This window comes from Streptomyces sp. NPDC048415, from assembly GCF_040651675.1.
GTDB lineage: Bacteria > Actinomycetota > Actinomycetes > Streptomycetales > Streptomycetaceae > Streptomyces.
In genome coordinates this window covers 1-17,656 of sequence record NZ_JBEZKJ010000057.1, presented here as the reverse complement: position 1 = coordinate 17,656, position 17,656 = coordinate 1, and the positions used below count along the sequence as shown (strand labels likewise).

Below are 17,656 nucleotides of genomic sequence, written 5' to 3'. Positions count from 1 at the left end.
GCCCGGCGGCATGCCGGTGATCGCGCCCATGCCCGCAGCGCGGCCCGCCCGCATACCGAATCAGCGTGACGGCTCCGACGACACCGTGGCGGCGGGCACCACCGTCGACCATCTGACCGAGACCTACCGCGCCCACTACCGGTCGCTCCTGGGCCTCGCGGCACTCCTCCTCGACGACACCGCCTCCTGCGAGGACGTCGTCCAGGAGGCCTTCATCCGGGTCCACTCGGCACGCAAACGCGTCCGCGACCCGGAGAAGACCCTCGCGTACCTGCGCCAGACCGTCGTCAACCTCTCGCGTTCCGCCCTGCGCCGGCGCATCCTCGGCCTCAAGCTCCTGTCGAAGCCGATGCCCGACATGGCGAGCGCCGAGGAAGGCGCCTACGACCAGTTGGAGCGCGACGCGCTGATCAAGGCGATGAAGGGCCTCCAGCGCCGCCAGCGCGAGGTCCTCGTGCTGCGCTACTTCGCGGACATGACCGAGGCCCAGGTCGCCGAGACGCTCGGCGTATCGCTGGGCTCGGTGAAGGCCTACGGCTCGCGCGGCATCGCGGCGCTCCGCATCGCCATGGAGGCCTCGGCATGAGCGGCAACGGCGAGCGGCGTGATGCCCACCACCGACACGAGCCCTACGAGTGGCACGAGCCGACCAACCGGCACGCGCCCGAAGACGAGCACGACCAGCACGCTGGGAACAAAACTGTGAACCACGGCCCCGACGGACACGGCCCCGACACACCGGGCTCCGACAGGCAGGGCCCGGCTGGACAGGGCCCGGGCGGACAGGACTTCGACTCGCTCGGCTCGAACGAGCTGGCGCTGCGCCGGCTGCTGCACCAGGCCGTCGAGGAGATCGAACCCACCGACGGCGCCCTGGAACACCTGCGTCGCGCGGTACCGGCCCGCCGGGCCCGCAAGCGCCAGGCCGTGGTCGGCATGGCGGCCGCCGCACTCTTCATCGGCACGGCGATCCCGGCCTTCGTGCACGTCTCGAACGCTTCGGGGGCGGGCGCCGACCCGTCCATAGCGGCCAACAGCTCACAGACGCAGGGCGGCTCGGGCGCGGGCAAGGGCCCGGACGGCGGCGACGGCAAGGCCGCGGGCGGCTCCTCGGGCACCTCCAAGGGCAAGGGCAAGGACGGCCAGAAGGAAACGCCGTCCACGGGCAAGGGCAGCGGCGGCGGGGCCACCGCGGGCGGTGCAGACCCCTCGGCCTCGGCCGCGGTCGCGGTCGCGCCCGCGTGTACGGCGGCGCAGCTCGGCGGCCCCACCAGCGCCGTCGGCACCCCGGACTCCACCGGCGCGGTCTACGGCTCCTTCACCTTCACGAACGTCTCCACCACCGGCTGCACGGTCACCGGTGCGGGCACCGTGGGCGCGGCCGCCCAGGGCGCGGCGGACGGCACCAAGATCGGGGTGGCGTCCCATGTGGCGGGCGACGCGGCCACCGGGCTGCCCGACCCCTCCACGGAGGTCACCTCCCTGGTGCTCCAGCCGGGCACCTCTTACGTGGTGAAGTTCGCCTGGGTGCCCTCGGAGACCTGCCCGACCACCTCGGACCCCTCACCGGACCCGTCCCCCACGGAGGGTGCCACCGACACCGGCGGCACCACCACCGAGACCGGCGGCACCTCGACGCAGCTCGTCAGGGAGGACGGCACGGCCGACGGCAGCGTCGCCGTGTCGAACACGGCGGCGACGGGCGCGGTCACCGCGTCGACCACCGTGTCCAACGCGTGCGCGGGCACGGTGTATCACACGGGTATCTTGACGGCGTCTTGACCGCGTGGCGGGGCTGCTCCGGTGCGGGGGCCGGTGCAGTGCGGTGCGGCTCCGGTGCGGGCCGGGCGGTGAGGCCGGGTCTAGGCCGTGGGCGACGGTGACGCGGAGGCGGTTTCGTCCTCGCTCCCGCCGGTCCCCTCGGTCGCCTCTGTGGTCCGCGCCCCGGTCCCCTCGGTCGCCTCTGTGGTCCGCGCCCCGGTCCCCTCGGTCGCCTCTGTGGTCCGCGCCTCGGTCTCGTCGGGGACCAGGCCCAGCGCGGCGTCCCGGGCGAACTCCGCCTCGCGGCGCAGCAGTCGGAACCACATGAAGACGACGAAGCCGGCGAAGACGAACCACTCCCCGGTGTAGCCGAGGTTCTGGAACGCCTTCAGGTCCAGGCCGGAATTCTGCGGTGCGGTCGCGGGCACCGCCTTCATCCCGCTGTCTGCCTTGTCGAGGGTGATCCAGGCCTCGTACAGCGTGTACGGCACCAGGTTCACCAGCGACGCCGAGCTGATCGCGCCGGTCTGCCCCTCGGGAAGACCGCCGGCCGCGCTGACGCCGTTCGACCCCGGACTCTCGGACGCCTGCAGCGCACCCGTCACCGTGATCTCGCCGGTGGGCGCGGCCGGTGCCTTCGCCGGGTCCGCGGCGCCGGGCAGCCAGCCCCGGACGACGGGCAGCGCCTTGCCGCTGTCGGTGCGCAGCAGCGTCAGGACGTAATACCCGCGCTTGCCGTCCAGCTCGCGGCCGGGCACGAGCAGCTGCTTGCCGTACCGCCCGGTCGCGGTGGCCTGCTTGCCGGATGTCTCCTGGTCCACGGGGAGCAACTCGGTGAGCGGACGGGCCGCGTCCGTCTTGGCCGAGGCGGCCTGCTCGCTCGCCGTCCGTTGGTTTTGCACCCGGTCCTCGAACCGCCCCAACTGCCATGACCCCATGAAGACGCAGAACGGGATGGCCAACAGCACGAAGACGTTGATCCCCCACCAGCGGGGCGTCAGCAGGAACCGGTACACGCCTTCCACGGTACGGGGCGCGTGCGGGTGGACCGGTCGCGGGGTCAGTACCGCTCGGTGAGATGGTCCCGGCCCGCCGGGGGCTCGTACGGCTCCGGCCAGAAGTCGGTGACCGAGGCTATTCGCCCGGATCCGTCCCCTGTGAAGAACGAGATGCCGTACATCTCCTCCAGGCCCAGGGCGAAGTGGACCCAGGTGACGACCTGGCCGGGCTCGGCTATCACCCGCTCGACCGTGAGGTGCCAGTCGCCCGGATACTCGCGGTTGAACTCGACGTACCGCCCCCGGCCCCGCACCCGCTCCCGCGTCTGCGGCAGCGTGTACTCGACGTCCTCGGCCAGCGTCTCGGAGAACGCGCCCCAGTCCCGGGCCTCGGCGGCGACCCAGAACCGCTCGACTGTCTTGCGCAGATCGGTCATGCGAAGAAGTCTGCACTCCACCACTGACAACCGGCCCTGACCTGCGCGAAGGCACCTTCGCCCGGGGTGGTTGTCCCCAGGTTCTCGTGGGGGTTGTCCACAGGCTGAGGACCTCGTCGGCGCATTGTCGGGCGGGCCAGGCACTATGGGGCCATGACTGAGAGCAACAGGTCCATCGAGCAGCAGCAGGCGACCGTGCCCGACTGGGAGAAGCGCTTCCGGGCGCCCCGGGTGTCGCTGCCGGACTGGGCGGAGGACGCTCCGCACCGCTCCTTGTTCGTCTCGAACGCGACGGGGACGTACGAGCTGTACGCGTGGGACCGCGCCACGGGAAAGCAGCGCCAGGCCACGCACCGGGCGAACGGTACGACGGACGGTGTGCTCTCGCCCGACGGCGAGTGGATCTGGTGGTTCGACGACAAGGACGGCGACGAGTTCGGCATCTGGCGCCGCCGACGCTTTGATGAGGACATTGCAGCAGGGGCCGTCGACGACCCCGCGGTGCCCGGCCTCGAACCCTCCTACCCGGCCGGGCTGGCCATCGGGCGGGACGGTCGTACGGCGATCGTGGGCCGCTCGACGGACGACGACGGCTCGACGATCCATGTGGCCCGCATCGGTGAGGCCCCCGTCGAGATCTACCGGCACCGGGAGTCGGCCGGCGTCGGCGACCTCGCGCACGACGGCTCGCTGATCGCGATCGAGCACACCGAGCACGGCGACGCGATGCACTCGGCGCTGCGGGTGCTGCGCCCGGACGGTTCGCCGGTCGCGGAGCTGGACGACACCAAGGGCGGCACGGTCGAGCTGGGCCTGGAGGTGCTGGGCTTCGCACCGGTCGACGGGGACAGCCGGTTGCTCATCGGACACCAGCGGCGCGGCCGCTGGGAGCCGCTGGTGTGGGACGTGGTGACCGGCGAGGAGACGGACCTGGACCTCGAGCTGCCCGGCGATGTCGCGGCCGAGTGGTACCCGGACGGTTCGGCCCTCCTCATCGCCCACAGCTTCGAGGCGCGCGGCGACCTGTGGCGTTACGACCTCACCTCCCGCGAGCTGACCAAGGTCCCGACCCCGCCCGGCACGGTGTCGGGGGCGACGGCCCGCCCGGATGGAACGGTGGAGTATCTGTGGTCGTCCGCGGCGGAGCCGTCGGCGGTCCGCTCGACGAGCGGCGAGGTGGTCCTTGATCCCCCCGGCCTGAAGTCCCCGGGCTCGGTCCCGGTGGAGGACGCCTGGGTCGACGGCCCAGGCGGCCGCATCCACGCCCTGATCCAGAAGCCGGCGGGCGTCACGGGCCCCCTCCCAACAGTCTTCGACATTCACGGCGGCCCGACCTGGCACGACAGCGACTCGTTCGCGGCGGGCCCGGCGGCCTGGGTGGACCACGGCTATGCGGTGGTCCGGGTCAACTACCGCGGTTCCACGGGCTACGGCCGCGCCTGGACGGACGCGCTCAAGCACCGCGTCGGCCTGATCGAGCTCGAGGACATCGCGGCGGTCCGCGAATGGGCGGTGACCTCCGGGCTCGCCGACCCCGACCGCCTGATCCTCACCGGCGGCTCCTGGGGCGGCTACCTCACCCTCCTCGGCCTCGGTACGCAGCCCGACGCCTGGACCCTCGGCATCGCCGCCGTCCCGGTCGCCGACTACGTGACGGCGTACCACGACGAGATGGAGGCCCTGAAGGCGATGGACCGCACGCTCCTGGGCGGCACCCCGGAGGAGGTCCCCGAACGCTTCGAGGCGTCCTCCCCCCTCACCTACGTCGACGCGGTCAAGGCCCCCGTCTACATCTCGGCGGGCGTCAACGACCCCCGCTGTCCCATCCGCCAGATCGACAACTACGTCACCCGCCTCGCCGCCCGCGACGCCCCCCACGAGGTCTACCGCTACGACGCGGGCCACGGCTCCCTGGTAGTGGACGAACGCATCAAGCAGGTACGCCTTGAACTGGACTTCGCGAAAAGGCACCTGTCTTAGCCCGTCCGGCGTTTGAGGACGAGCGCGAAGCGCGACAGGGGGGTCTGGGGGCGCAGCCCCGGTACGGGACGGGTAGGGGCGGAGGGGGCGAACAACCGGCACCCCGCAACCCCCACCGTCCCGCACCGCCCGGAGGGCTAAGCCCCGGCTCGCTCAGGGCTACGCCCCGCACCGCCCGGAGGGCTACGCCCCGGCCCGCTCCCGAGTCCGCCGCCCGAGCAACTCCGCAAGCCCCCGCCGCGTCGCGGCAAGCACCACCCGATCCTCGGCACGCAGTACATACGTGGAGGGAAGGTCCCACACCAGCCCGGAGGGCCGCTCGGAGGAGCCCGATCCGGCCGCCGGGTCGACCTGCCGCTCACCCGCCGCCGTATCCAGCGCCAGCACCCGCCAAGCCCCCGCCCGAAACGCCTCCCCCACCGTCCGCCCCTCCAACTGCGGATGCCCGCCCACATCCACGGCGGCGAAGAGCAACACCCGCCGCTCCACGGGAATCGCGCCAAGGATCTGCCGCCCCATCATGGCCCCGGCGAACGCGGGCGCGGCCAGATGGGACACGCTGCGACTCCGGGTGAGCGCATCGGGGTACGCGGCCCGCAGGGTGCGGTACACGGCGGTCGCGAAGTCGTCGTCGTACAAACGCAGCACGACCCGCAGATCGGGCCGCACCGTACGTGCGTACAACGCGGCCTCCAGATTCATCGTGTCCGCGCTGGTCAACGCCAGCAGTGCGTGCGCCCGATGAATCTTGGCGGCCTCCAGCACGCCCTCCTGCGTCACATCACCCAGCACCACCGGCACCCGTAGCCGTCGCGCCAGCGCCAGCCCCCGCGCCTCGGGATCGGCCTCGACACACACCACGGGAATGTTCAGTTCCCGCAGCCGCGCCAGCACCCGCGTGCCGATCTTGCCGACTCCGAGCAGCACCACGTGCCCGGACAGCCCGCGCGGTGGCCGCCGCAACGCGGACCCGCTGCGGAACGTGCCGAGCGCCTCCAGCACGGCGGCCAGCAGCACCGGCAGCAGCAGCAACCCGACCAGCCCCGAGAAGAGTTGGAGGAGCTGCCGTCCGAGGGGCTGCCCGATGGCGGGGTCGTTGATGGCGAAGAGATCGAGCAGCGTCAGATACGTCGCCTGCAGCGGAGGTTCCCCGGTCACCACCATCGAAGCGACGGCGAGACCGACCACACACCCGACCAATCCTGCGAAGGACCACCGCAGCCGGCGCGACAGCAACGACCCGAACGGGACGACGCTGCGCCCGGCGGACAGCGCCGGACCGGAGTACGAGACGTTCTCGAGTACGACGGTCCCGCGTCCGGTGGCGGCGGCCACCGCCCGCTCGTCGGGCAGCAGCCTGGGCCCCTGCGCGCCGCTGCTCTCGGACCCGTCGGCGCCTGCCGGGTCGTTGGTCGTGGCGGACAGCAGCGCCAGGGTGCACAGGCCCGGATCGGCGACCTCGCCGGGGGCGGGCGGCGGCCGTTCCACCGCGCGCAGCATCAGCCCGTCCGTCTGGACGACCTTGCTGGTGCCGGCGAGGGCGGTGGCGGCCAGCGCGGGCGCGGCGGTGTCGGCGTCGGACAGCACGGTGGTGGACGCGTCGAACACCTCGCCTCCCTCGTCGGCTCCACCCGGCCCGGTACCGGCACCGGGACCGGCACCGGCTCCCGCGGCGGCCACTGCTGAGGCCTGGTCGAGGAGGGCCTCGATGTGCTGGCCGAGGCGACGGTTGTAGAGCCGCAGGACCAGCCGGATCCGCGGGTTGAGGCGCCGGGCGGTGAGCGCGGCGCGGATGTTGGTCTCGTCGTCGTCGTACACGAGCGCCAGCGCGGCGGCGCGCTCGACGCCCGCATCGGCGAGGACGGCCTCGGTGAGCTCGGCGGCCTCCACCACCCGCTCGGAACCGGGGGGTTCCAGTGTGCGCGCACCCGCCGAATCGCCGTTCCCCGAGGCCCGGTTGACCGCCGCGGACACCCGGTCGAACAGTGCGGTGGCCCGGGTCCGCCCCACCATCGGTGGTCGCACACCGCGCTGGGCGGGCGGCACGACCAGGGTCACCTGCTCGCCGTACACCCCGCGCAACTCGGCGGCCAGCCGGTGCGCCAGGGCGTCGTCCCCGACCACCACCATGTGCGCGCCGGTGTCGGTCGTGGCGCTCGACGCGCTCTGAGACGGAAGGTTCCCCACGAGAGAGAAGACTGCCGCATGGGCATCGGGGGTTCCACAGAATCGCGGCCGGACACCGTACCGGTACGGAGGCGAAAACGGGGCAACTGGCCTCAGATGAACGGAAGATGGTACACGGGATTCGAAGGCGGGCCGCACGCGTCGCGATCCGGCCCGGATGTTGCGCACTCTTTTTTCGCGCTACCTGAGGGTAACAACGACCGTCATTTGTACGGGACTTGGGGCGGTAACCCCTTCGGAAGTAAGGGCAATGACCGCTCCGTGCGCGGGAATGTCGACTCATCTACCGAACAGGCGCTTCGTATCGAGGCAGTTGCGGCCCCGGGCTCTTGACGAACCGCGGTTAACCCACATGAGCGATAAGGGATCGGGCCCCGTCACCCGGTAGTCTCTCCCTAGCTCTTCACTGTGCCGGTTCCGGTGGGCTCCGCGCGGGTTCATCCGGCCCGGACCCCAGCAGAGAGGAGCAGGTACGTGGCTAGCTCTGAGCGGCCAGGCGACCGGGACGACGCCGTCCCCCCTGACCCGGAGGATCCGGACCCCTCGGGCCCGGAGACCCAGGATCAGGACGACGGTTCCCGCTCGCGCGGCCCCGCAGAGCCGGACCGCGGTAGCGCGTCGCGCAGGCATCGGGTGCGCGTGGTCGGGGAGTGCCTCTATTGGCTCATCCGGCTGCTGCTCGACCTGTACGGCAACGGCGGATGAGGAGGGAACCTCACCCGCCGTCAGTTACCGAATAGCCGGTACGTGGGCCCGTGCTCAGGTATCCCGCCGGACACGGGTCCACGGTCACTTTCGGTAAGCCGTCGCGGAGCGACGCGCTCCAGGGGCAGTTCCCACGATAGAGATCCCCCCGGAAAGCCTCCCCGCTTGCGCACCAAGTCTCTCGCCCGCGTCGTACTCCGTGAACCCAATTCAGCTCTAAGCGGTACCGCAACACCGGGATTGAGCTGCGAAAAGTGGTCGAACCACTCTCCCGGGTGAATCGCTGAGCACGATTCCACCCCTAAACGGTACCGTAGCGGTTGTTGAAGCGATGACTGTGCGATGACGAGAGGGGTCGTTGTCAGTGGCTCGTGGTACGGCGGACTTCGACGGCGCGGCACTGCGCTTCGCGCGGCTGACCCGTCCGGTGCAGGGCAGACTGCTCAGCGCGGCGGCCGTCGCCCAGCACCTGGGCACCTCCAAGAGCCGCGTCCTCGCCTACGAGAACAACACCTCCAAGCCCGACCCCCAGCGGATCGCCGAACTCAGCGGTCTCTTCGGGATCCCGGCACGCGAGCTGCGCACCAAGCGCGCGCTGGCGGACATCCACGGCCTGCGCTGCCAGGCCGGTTTGACGGTCACCGAGACGGCGGAGCTCGTCGGCATAAGCCGAAGCAGCTACACCAACATCGAACGGGACGCGCTCCTTCCGGTACGGGACGACGGAACCGTCCGGATGAACCTCGCCCGGGTCTTCAACGTCAGCCCCGCCGTCATCGACCGCGCCCTGCTGCGCCACCCCGCGGCCGTCGCCCGGCAGGCCGAGCTGACCGAGCACCTCCGCGTCGTCTTCCAGCGCGCCCACCGGGAACACGCCCCCGCCGTGGTCGACGTGGACGAACCCCTGTTGCAGGAGATCGCCCCCCTCCTGCAACGCCCGCCCCAGGTGGCCTGCCGCCTTGTCAACGCCGAACTCGACGCGTACCGCGACCTGTTGCGCGACCGTGCCCGGGTGGAGGTCGACGAGGCATACGCCCAGAACGCGACCTCCGCCACCCGGGCACGGGCCCGTCACGCACGGCTCGACCTTCTCATCAAGGAGGCGGCACCCACCGCCGCGAAGCACCTGAGCCGGTTCCTGTCCGAGGCGATGAACGTCCGCCAGTGGCGCCTGATGGTCACGCTCGCCAACACCGGCATGGAGGGCATCTCCCTCGGCAGCACATCCCGCTACGCCCCCATCGACGACGTACACGCCCTCCAGATCCGCCAGTACGTGACACCGCTCCAGCGCGGCGACCAGACCTACCTCGCCCCCACCGAGAACGGCATCGCCACCGTCCGCGCCAACTACCTCCGCTACGGCCACCTCTACCCCCGCGTACCGGCCCCCACCCTGATCCACTACTCCGCCCAGCGCCGCCAGCCCCGTATCGCCGTACGCCCCCGCCCCGTCAGGCCGCCGAACGAGGGGCCGCCCCCGCTCGGCTGAGCGCCCCTGATTCGTGAGCGCGCTCCACGCTGCTGGGCGTGGAGGTGACGCGGTCGGAAGAGGTGGGTGGGCGGGTGGTTCTTTCCCTGGTTCTTGAAAGCACGAGGGCCGCGCAGCGTGCGCTGCGCGGGCCCGGAGGTGCACTGATCAGGCGGGGTTGATGTTCTCCGCCTGCGGGCCCTTCTGGCCCTGGGTGACGTCGAACGTCACGGCCTGCCCCTCCTGGAGCTCACGGAAGCCCGCGGAGTTGATCGCGGAGTAGTGCGCGAAGACGTCAGGACCGCCACCGTCCTGGGCGATGAAGCCGAAGCCCTTCTCCGCGTTGAACCACTTCACAGTCCCCGTAGCCATAGTCATGCCTTCCAGTCGATGAACGCCTCCCACACGATGTGGAAGGCGGAGGTGATCGCCCTGGTCCCTGCGGCACAGCACAGCAAAACGCCCACACCAAAGGCGTGGGCAAAGGGAAACTCCGAACCACGACAGCTGACGCAGACGCTACACGCCCGAACACCACGTCACCATAGGAAAGAATTCGCGCCACACCGCGGACATGCGCTGCCCGTGGTGCCCGCCGATACCGGCGGGCACGCTAACCTCAGGCCGCGGCGGATGGAGGGGACGATCCGACGGCGCGTCGGTATTCAGCGTTGATGCGCTGGGCTTCTTCGAGCTGGTCTTCGAGGATGACGATCCGGCATGCGGCCTCGATCGGGGTGCCCTGGTCGACGAGTTCACGCGCGCGGGCCGCGATCCGCAGCTGGTAGCGGGAGTAGCGGCGGTGTCCGCCCTCGGAGCGCAGCGGAGTGATCAGCCGTGCTTCACCGATGGCGCGGAGGAAGCCGGGAGTGGTGCCGAGCATCTCGGCGGCCCGGCCCATGGTGTAGGCGGGGTAATCGTCGTCATCGAGACGGCCTAGCGAGTCGTCTGCTGTCATGTGACCTCTCTGTGGGACGCGTTGAGGGGCCCTGGTGCCATACGGCACCAGGGCCCCGAAGGAACTGCAACACCATCTGCCGGCCCTAGTGCTGCGCCGGCCTTCTGTTTCCGCACAGCCGCCCGTTACGACGACGGGGGCGCGGGGATCGCGGATGCGTGACCGGAGACCACCTACCTATCGATGTCCTGCGGTACCCGGGCTCACCTCTTCCGCCCGGGCGATCCTGATGGCGCTCGACTCCTCCGTTCTTCCCTCTGAATCAATCACTTACCGAACGGGTACTGCGTACTGCTTGTACTGCATTCACTGCGGGTACTACCGATACTGCGAACTGCTGGTGGCCTCGCTCGGCGCCACCCTTCGGCAGCCAGCCCCGTCGCCCGTCCTGCATCTGCTCTGGCTTGGAACCCCACTGCCGAACCTCCCGGCACGCGCGTCCGCAGCCCGACGCCTTTACCGAGGGAACCACTCGCTACAGCACTGCTGGTACTGCCAACCGCAGCCGCGGCACTGCCGCTGCTTCAACCGCGGTCCTGCTCACGGCGGCCCCTGATCACTGCGGGCCACCCGGTCCGGTCGTCAGTCCCGTCGCCGTCCTGCGACAACCCTGGCTTCGGAACTCCACCACCGAACCGTCCTGCCAACTGCGGTACTGCTGCCCGGCAGTTCATGTCTGCCGGGCCTTGCTCGATCTCGGCTATGAGAGAAACAGTAACCAGGCGAGCGCCCAATGTCTACTCCAGCGAGGACAGATTTTCGCGTGCTCGCCGAAGAGGTAATCCAACTCTGCCGGTCCATGGAACGTGTGACGCCGCCGACTGGTGCCGTGCCCGTGCGGGTCGGTGGATAGACTCGGCTCTCATGTCGAAGCCTGATGAGCTGCTCGTCGAAGTCGCCGCCTTGGTGGAATCCGGGCAGAGCAATCAGATGTCCCTGACCGTGGTCACCGGTGGTGCTGTCATCACCGGGCGACTGGCTCCGGAAGCGGTGTGGAGCCAGCGTGTGTCGGAGGTGCTCACGGATTCGGCCCGCCTGGGAGAGTTCTCCGCCGTCTTCGCAGGGCCCGCGAAGAAGGACGGGCCGCCGACGCATCTGCACTTCCATGTCGCCCGGATCCTGCAGGGCAGGGTGGGCATACCGGAGACGGGTGGGATGTACCGGGTGGCGATCGAGGACGTCAGCGCCTGGACCATGGGCGACTTCAGCTACTCCGACCACTGAGTGACCCGCTGACCGCTGACCCGCTGTCGCGCCGAGAACGGCACGGCACGCAGCGAGGGCCCGACCGGCACACGCCGGTCGGGCCCTCGCTGCTGTTCTGGTGTCGGCCTCGCGCCTTCCCGTCGATCAGACGGATACGCCGGATACGACGGATACGGGGGTGCCGAGCATCGCGGAAGCCCGCTGGAACGGGTTCAGGATGCGCGTGGGTACGGCAGCCTCGGGGAGGGCGCGGCAGGTGAAGCCGAGCTGGGTCATGGCCCGGAGGACTTCGCCGGCGCTGAAGTCACGGCGGTCCTGGCGGGTGATGACCTGGCCGACTTGCTTGACGGGGTAGTGGCGGCGGCCGATGATCACGGACTCGCCGACGACTGGTTCGGGCTTGACGCCTTTCATCGATTCCAGCACGCCGCTTTTGGTGAGGTCGAAGGGAAAACGGGCGATGACGCAGCGCATGAGGCCTCACAGGGTGTGAAGGGGAGAACGGTCCGACCGGAGTGGGGCGCCTCAGCGGGCGAGGGCGAGGACGCCCAGGCCACTGCCGTGTTCGTCGAGGACGGGCAGTGCCGCGAGGCTGTGGTGGCGCTTCGCCCGCCCGGCTTCGGCCATCGTGATGAGGGGCGCGGTGAAGGGTTCGCCGGCGCCGGCGAGGTCGCGCAGGCGGACCCGGTCCGTGTACGTGGTGCTGTCGCGGACGGCGGTGAGCTGGGTCCGGGTGACCAGGCCGGTGCACTGGCCGTCCTCGTCGCAGACGAGCAGGTACCCGGCGCGGGCACTGGCCATGACGGACAGGGCCACCTCGACGCTCATGTCGTTCCAGACCTGCGGTCCGGCCTCGTCCGTGGTGTCGACCACCGTCGTGTGCACGGGGTTGGCGGTCACCGAGCGGGGATGCATCTGAATCAGCGTCAAAAGGTGCCTCCTGGGGTGATGGGTCAGCTTCCTGATCACGAAGGGGCTAGGCCGCCGCGTCGAAGGCGGACTGCCGTACGGGCGCGCGCCGGGTCGCCGAAGCGGGGCGGCGCCGGCCGCGGGAGGTGGCGCTGCGCCTGGAACGTTCGACCACCGGTGCGGTGATGACGACAGGGATGCCGGAGGGCGCCTGTGCGCCGGTGATGCGGTGCAGGGCCTCTTCGCCTACGCGTACCTGGGTGGTCCGCGGGATGATGCCGGCCGCCGCCATGAGGCGGGTCATCTCGCGGCGCTGGTTGGGGGTGACCAGGGTGACGACGCTGCCGGACTCGCCGGCGCGGGCGGTACGGCCACCGCGGTGGAGGTAGTCCTTGTGGTCGGTCGGCGGGTCGACGTTGACGACGAGGTCGAGGTGGTCGACGTGGATGCCGCGCGCCGCGACATTGGTCGCCACCAGCACGTTGACGTGCCCGGTCTTGAACTGGGCCAGCGTGCGCGTGCGCTGCGGCTGCGACTTTCCGCCGTGCAGGGCGGCTGCCCGTACCCCGCTGTTCAGGAGGTGCTCGGTGAGGCGGTCGACGGCGTGCTTGGTGTCGAGGAACATGATCACGCGGCCGTCGCGTGCGGCGATCTCGGTGGTGGCCGCGTGCTTGTCGGCGCCGTGGACGTGGAGTACGTGGTGCTCCATCGTCGTGACCGCGCCGGCCGAGGGATCGACGGAGTGCACGACGGGGTCGCTGAGGTAACGGCGCACGAGCAGGTCGACGTTACGGTCGAGGGTGGCGGAGAACAGCATGCGCTGGCCCTCGGGCCGGACCTGGTCGAGGAGGGCGGTGACCTGGGGCATGAAGCCCATGTCGGCCATCTGGTCGGCCTCGTCGAGGACGGTGATGGCGACCTGGTTCAGCCGGCAGTCGCCGCGGTCGATGAGGTCCTTGAGGCGCCCGGGTGTGGCGACGACGATCTCGGCGCCGCCGCGCAACGCGCCGGCCTGCTTGCCGATCGACATCCCGCCCACGACCGTGGCCAGCCGCAGCTTCACCGAGCGGGCGTACGGGGCGAGCGCGTCGGTGACCTGCTGTGCCAGCTCACGCGTCGGTACGAGGACGAGCCCCAGCGGCTGCCTGGCCTCGGCGCGCTGCCCGGCCGTACGGGCCAGCAGCGCCAGCCCGAAGGCGAGGGTCTTGCCGGAGCCGGTACGCCCGCGGCCCAGTACGTCACGTCCGGCCAGGGAGTTCGGCAGGGTCGCGGCCTGGATCGGGAACGGTTCGGACACGCCCTGCGAACCGAGCGCGGCCAGCAGCTGCCCGGGCATGTCGAGATCGGCGAAGCCCTCCACGGCGGGAAGCGCGGGGGTGATCGTCTTGGGGAGGGCGAACTCACCCTGCAACGCGGCGGGCCGGCGGCCGTGACCGCCGGAACGGCTCGGGGCCGACGAGCCGAATCGGCCAGCACCCTTTCCGGTGGCGGCGCTGCCCTTACGGGTGCGTGAGAAGCGGTCGTTTGTGCGTGCGCGGTTCATGCGGAACCTTCCTCGATACGGCGCATATCAAGGAATTCCCGCAGCAATGAGCGGCACGGGGAATTGCAAGAATGGGCCGAATGGAACGTGAAAGCGAATCTGGCCGGCGAGAAATCAGTGCGGGCGCAGGAGCTGGAATGGCTGACGCGACGGGGACGAAAAATCCGGGGCGTCGACTGGGTGCAGCCATGAGGGGGTGCGTCTGCATCCCTGAAGGAGGATCCGTGTGCGGTGAGACTGCGGATCCTCGGAGTCGTCCCGCAGGTGAGACCACTGCGGGAAAAGCGTGCAGCTGGGGTCCGCACCCCGAAGGATGCGGGCCCCAGCTACACCGTACGCGTCAGCGTCAGGCGGGAACGATGTTCTCGGCCGTCGGGCCCTTCTGGCCCTGCGCGATGTCGAAGGTGACCTTCTGGCCTTCGAGCAGCTCGCGGAAGCCCTGGGCGGCGATGTTCGAGTAGTGGGCGAACACGTCGGCGCCGCCACCGTCCTGCTCGATGAAGCCGAATCCCTTTTCCGCGTTGAACCACTTCACGGTACCAGCAGCCATGTCATATCTCCTTTGGGGCAGTGCGCCGGGATCCGCACTGTGCGGACACCGTGTCGCCGCGATGATTACCCCGCCGGGAAAAAGACCGGAAATGTAAAAGCGCTTCCAGCGGCACAGAAGCCGACTGGGGGACACTTGAAGTTTCGGGAACCACAACTGCAACTGAGATCGACAGTAGCATGCCGAAACGGCCTCTGTGTGTAAACTAATTCCACTCTGTTCGCTGCGGCAAAAACTCTGCCCGCATGGTCCGTTGAACTCTCACCTCGCGAGCACAGATATTGATTCACCCGGAGCGCAACGTTTCGTGAGCTGGTGTGCTCAAGCTCCTCAAGCTTCTCAAGGGCTACTGGCCCTTGGCGTCGAAACTGGCGCCTGCCCCGCGACGCCTGGTGTGTGAGATTACTGCTGGGCTGCCTTTCAGGGGGAGACGCCAGTTCGACAGAAGAGCGATGTGCTACGCGTGCTACGCGTGCTGCGCGTGGAGCCGGTGGATCACGCGTGTTGCCGCGACGGTAAGGATCAGCAGGCCACTGAAGGCCACAGCGGTGACGATGACGCTCACATCCCCGTGATCAGGTGGCTCGGCCTGGCCGCAGCGGCCTGGGAGAACGAGGAAGTGCCGCCTTCGTCCTCCCAGCCCACCTCGGCATCCGGCTCCCGGTCAGCCACTGAGCTGCCGTGGAGGGCTTGTTCCGTCGCCATGAGCGTGCTCGCGGTTGAAGAGCCGGTGCTGTCGCTCGCGGCCGCCATCAGGCGGGCGGCTGCCGGGGCGCTGCTCTCCGGCGGGATCACCAGCAGGTCCCAACGGCCGGCAGTGTAGGACAGCAGCATGATCTTGTGGGGGTCCAGCTCCGTCGTGAACCAACCGACGTTCACCACATGGCCGTTGACGGGCACCTTCCGCGGGATGGCCGGCCAGTACAGAGGGTTGACGGCGATCCGCGTGATCCGTCCCCACAGCGGATCCAGTACGTCGGCCAGAGCGGAGAGTTCGTGCGTCAGGTCCCGGGAGCGGGGCCACCAGGCGCCGTCCAGCAGCCCCGGGGGAGTGCTCACCGGGTTCAGCGCGAGGCGGGCGGTCGAAGCCCTGAAGGGCACCATCCGAAGTAGGGGTTGGTCGATGGTCGCGGACATCGCGCGAACCTGTCTCCGGACCGCTGCCACAGTGGGCTCGGCTCGGTGTCGTTACTCGCCGAGAACGACACCGACGTGGAGGCCGGTGTGCGAAGGACTCTCGATAGCTTGAGGCTACTCCCCCGGGGGCAGAACGGGCCGCGCCGAGGCACGGTTTCCGAACGCTGCCCCGCACACCTCCTGCGATGAGTGCCCCCCCACCCTCTGCGGGCGCAGTTGTGGGTGCGGTGGTAGCTCACTTCCGTGGGCGACGCCATGGCCGTAGCCGCCATGGCCTGCTCGTCGTGGTGCGTACCGCGCCGGTCCGCCCGGGATCACTTCAGACCTCGTCGGTCCGCCGACTGTCATCCGCCGAGGACTGACTGCTCACCAGCCACGACCGTGCCGGCTCTGCCGTGCGGGTGGTGTCCACGGTGAGGATCAGGCGCGTCCCGCCATCGCCGCCTGCGGGGTAACTGCGTTGCTCGGTGGCGGCGAAGCAACGACGGAGAACCTCAGCGACCCGACGGGCGGCCTCGGGGGACGCGGCAACGATGCGTACCTCGGCGCGGTCGGCAGAGGGGGGCGGGGTTGCCAGTGGCTCCATGGTGACCTCGTTCATCAGGACGACGTGACGGTGGATGGGGGGCCGCCGCTATACATCGGCTGCCCCCGGCGAGGGAAAGACCATATGTCGTCGGCCGCCCCGTCGCGGGAGTCACGATGACTGGAGCCGGGCGACCAGGCTCCTCACGTGTCACCGCGGGACGCCGGCGCCGCCACCTCTTGCTGTCAGCGGAGGAGACGCCGCCTGGAGCGGTGGGACAACCGGGACAACCGTACGGCGCCGACGGCCACATCGGCCACGAGGACCACGATGCCGATGATCAGCAGATAGCCCAGGCCCCCAGCTGTCGCGCCGATGATTCCCAGGACGACGCACGCGAGGGCGACCAGCAGGAAGAGCACCATCGCCTCGAACACCTCCCTATCGCTCAGCGGCGTGCGAGTTGCCGTTCGCCGCCGGCGCCCGGCCGGTAGGTCATGCCGTAGTACTGGAAGATCGCTTCTTCCTGCTCGGCGGGCAGAATATCGTCCGTGCCGATCGAAGGAGCCTTCCTCACCAGGCTCCTGGCGTAGGAGATTTTGAGGTGGTCTGGCCCGAGAGTCGCCTTGTCGAGGGGGACAAAGACCAGGCGCTGGCGAGTCGGCAGCCCGGTCCGGACGGTGGCCACGGCCGGTTCGTCGGTAGTGGTGTCCACATAGACCGCTTCGAGCACGCCGATCTTGCGCCCCTTCGCGTCCACGACATCGTGGTTGCGCCACTCACGGATGTCGGCTGCCTGGATCATGCCCTTTCCCTTCCGGGCGGTTGCACGTGAGAGTGAACCAATCAGGATCAATAGTACTGCGATCAGCGCGACTGGGACATGCTTTCAGTAGCCGGGATCACGTCTTCGGTATGGATAGATAAGTGCAGGTGGCTGCCGGATTCCCTTCGTGCATTTCGTTCGCCGCGCGGGGATTGCAGTCAGCACCATTAGGCCCATTGATCACTTCTTTGTATTCCCGATCGGTCGGTTCGTCCGCTCAGGCCAAATCGTCGCCCGAATGAATCGTAATCGGATTCCTTCCTGCGCAATATTCCGGGCGGGCAGAATCAGCTGGGTCTGCGTGGCCGGGAACCACCAAGATCATTCCCTCAAACGAGTTGGCCCCTCGATGACGCTGAATATCCCTGACGCGCCTCTACGGCCACGATGTCGGTGTGGGTTGCGCCAGTCGCGGCCGTGGTGTGGCACGGGCGGCGCGCGGCGGATCGGTGTCGATTCCGC

Annotated in this window: 19 protein-coding genes; 6 read left to right on the top strand and 13 right to left on the bottom strand. The window is 69.6% G+C overall.

Annotated features, from left to right (window positions below; all coding sequences use genetic code 11):
• Positions 1 to 10 precede the first annotated feature (10 nt).
• Positions 11 to 586, top strand: coding sequence for a SigE family RNA polymerase sigma factor (locus tag AB0D27_RS29930; protein WP_362515100.1), 576 nt, complete (start codon positions 11 to 13; stop codon positions 584 to 586).
• Entirely contained in the window at positions 583 to 1,782 is a 1,200-nt protein-coding gene (locus AB0D27_RS29925) for a hypothetical protein (protein WP_362515099.1), read from the top strand. The genes AB0D27_RS29930 and AB0D27_RS29925 overlap by 4 nt, the downstream gene beginning before the upstream one ends.
• 80 nt (positions 1,783 to 1,862) lie before the next feature.
• On the opposite strand, the gene AB0D27_RS29920 is transcribed toward AB0D27_RS29925, so the two are convergent.
• Positions 1,863 to 2,777 carry an SURF1 family protein gene (locus tag AB0D27_RS29920; RefSeq protein ID WP_362515098.1) on the bottom strand — a complete coding sequence of 305 codons (915 nt, stop codon included), beginning with the start codon at positions 2,775 to 2,777 and terminating at the stop codon, positions 1,863 to 1,865.
• A gap of 44 nt (positions 2,778 to 2,821) precedes the next feature.
• Complete coding sequence (locus AB0D27_RS29915; RefSeq protein ID WP_362515096.1) at positions 2,822 to 3,196, bottom strand: nuclear transport factor 2 family protein; 375 nt, start codon at positions 3,194 to 3,196, stop codon at positions 2,822 to 2,824.
• Positions 3,197 to 3,349: 153 nt separating this feature from the next.
• On the opposite strand from AB0D27_RS29915, the gene AB0D27_RS29910 reads away from it, so the two are divergent.
• On the top strand, positions 3,350 to 5,176 hold the full coding sequence (locus tag AB0D27_RS29910) for a prolyl oligopeptidase family serine peptidase (RefSeq protein ID WP_362515095.1): 1,827 nt from the start codon (positions 3,350 to 3,352) through the stop codon (positions 5,174 to 5,176).
• Positions 5,177 to 5,359: 183 nt separating this feature from the next.
• Here AB0D27_RS29910 and AB0D27_RS29905 read toward each other — a convergent pair whose 3' ends face one another.
• The gene (locus tag AB0D27_RS29905; RefSeq protein WP_362515154.1) at positions 5,360 to 7,306 is read right to left on the bottom strand and encodes an NAD-binding protein; all 1,947 of its coding nucleotides are present in this window, start codon (positions 7,304 to 7,306) and stop codon (positions 5,360 to 5,362) included.
• Between the two features lie 531 nt (positions 7,307 to 7,837).
• Between AB0D27_RS29905 and AB0D27_RS29900 the strand changes: the two genes are divergently transcribed.
• Together AB0D27_RS29900 and AB0D27_RS29895 are read left to right on the top strand one after the other, a co-directional pair.
• The gene (locus AB0D27_RS29900; RefSeq protein ID WP_362515093.1) at positions 7,838 to 8,068 is read left to right on the top strand and encodes a hypothetical protein; all 231 of its coding nucleotides are present in this window, start codon (positions 7,838 to 7,840) and stop codon (positions 8,066 to 8,068) included.
• Positions 8,069 to 8,432: 364 nt separating this feature from the next.
• Complete coding sequence (locus tag AB0D27_RS29895; RefSeq protein WP_362515092.1) at positions 8,433 to 9,560, top strand: helix-turn-helix transcriptional regulator; 1,128 nt, start codon at positions 8,433 to 8,435, stop codon at positions 9,558 to 9,560.
• A 147-nt stretch (positions 9,561 to 9,707) separates the two neighbouring features.
• Here AB0D27_RS29895 and AB0D27_RS29890 read toward each other — a convergent pair whose 3' ends face one another.
• Both AB0D27_RS29890 and AB0D27_RS29885 read right to left on the bottom strand, forming a co-directional pair.
• Complete coding sequence (locus tag AB0D27_RS29890; protein ID WP_362515090.1) at positions 9,708 to 9,911, bottom strand: cold-shock protein; 204 nt, start codon at positions 9,909 to 9,911, stop codon at positions 9,708 to 9,710.
• A 247-nt stretch (positions 9,912 to 10,158) separates the two neighbouring features.
• Positions 10,159 to 10,497, bottom strand: coding sequence for a MerR family transcriptional regulator (locus AB0D27_RS29885; protein ID WP_362515089.1), 339 nt, complete (start codon positions 10,495 to 10,497; stop codon positions 10,159 to 10,161).
• A gap of 864 nt (positions 10,498 to 11,361) precedes the next feature.
• Between AB0D27_RS29885 and AB0D27_RS29880 the strand changes: the two genes are divergently transcribed.
• The gene (locus tag AB0D27_RS29880; protein ID WP_362515087.1) at positions 11,362 to 11,721 is read left to right on the top strand and encodes a hypothetical protein; all 360 of its coding nucleotides are present in this window, start codon (positions 11,362 to 11,364) and stop codon (positions 11,719 to 11,721) included.
• A gap of 126 nt (positions 11,722 to 11,847) precedes the next feature.
• On the opposite strand, the gene AB0D27_RS29875 is transcribed toward AB0D27_RS29880, so the two are convergent.
• The 8 genes from AB0D27_RS29875 to AB0D27_RS29840 form a co-directional block, all read right to left on the bottom strand.
• Positions 11,848 to 12,177, bottom strand: coding sequence for an SCO5918 family protein (locus AB0D27_RS29875; protein ID WP_362515086.1), 330 nt, complete (start codon positions 12,175 to 12,177; stop codon positions 11,848 to 11,850).
• Between the two features lie 51 nt (positions 12,178 to 12,228).
• Positions 12,229 to 12,633 (bottom strand): CBS domain-containing protein, encoded by a 405-nt coding sequence (locus AB0D27_RS29870; RefSeq protein ID WP_362515085.1) that lies wholly within the window; start codon positions 12,631 to 12,633, stop codon positions 12,229 to 12,231.
• Between the two features lie 46 nt (positions 12,634 to 12,679).
• Positions 12,680 to 14,155 carry a DEAD/DEAH box helicase gene (locus tag AB0D27_RS29865; RefSeq protein ID WP_362515083.1) on the bottom strand — a complete coding sequence of 492 codons (1,476 nt, stop codon included), beginning with the start codon at positions 14,153 to 14,155 and terminating at the stop codon, positions 12,680 to 12,682.
• Between the two features lie 346 nt (positions 14,156 to 14,501).
• Complete coding sequence (locus AB0D27_RS29860) at positions 14,502 to 14,705, bottom strand: cold-shock protein (protein ID WP_023586116.1); 204 nt, start codon at positions 14,703 to 14,705, stop codon at positions 14,502 to 14,504.
• A 561-nt stretch (positions 14,706 to 15,266) separates the two neighbouring features.
• Positions 15,267 to 15,842: a DUF5994 family protein gene (locus tag AB0D27_RS29855; RefSeq protein ID WP_362515081.1), complete on the bottom strand. Its 576-nt coding sequence runs from the start codon at positions 15,840 to 15,842 to the stop codon at positions 15,267 to 15,269.
• A gap of 319 nt (positions 15,843 to 16,161) precedes the next feature.
• Entirely contained in the window at positions 16,162 to 16,443 is a 282-nt protein-coding gene (locus AB0D27_RS29850; RefSeq protein ID WP_362515079.1) for a hypothetical protein, read from the bottom strand.
• A gap of 170 nt (positions 16,444 to 16,613) precedes the next feature.
• Complete coding sequence (locus AB0D27_RS29845; protein WP_362515077.1) at positions 16,614 to 16,793, bottom strand: hypothetical protein; 180 nt, start codon at positions 16,791 to 16,793, stop codon at positions 16,614 to 16,616.
• 23 nt (positions 16,794 to 16,816) lie between these two features.
• A complete protein-coding gene (locus tag AB0D27_RS29840; protein WP_362515075.1) occupies positions 16,817 to 17,173 on the bottom strand; it encodes a PRC-barrel domain-containing protein in 357 nt (118 codons plus the stop codon).
• Positions 17,174 to 17,656 lie beyond the last annotated feature (483 nt).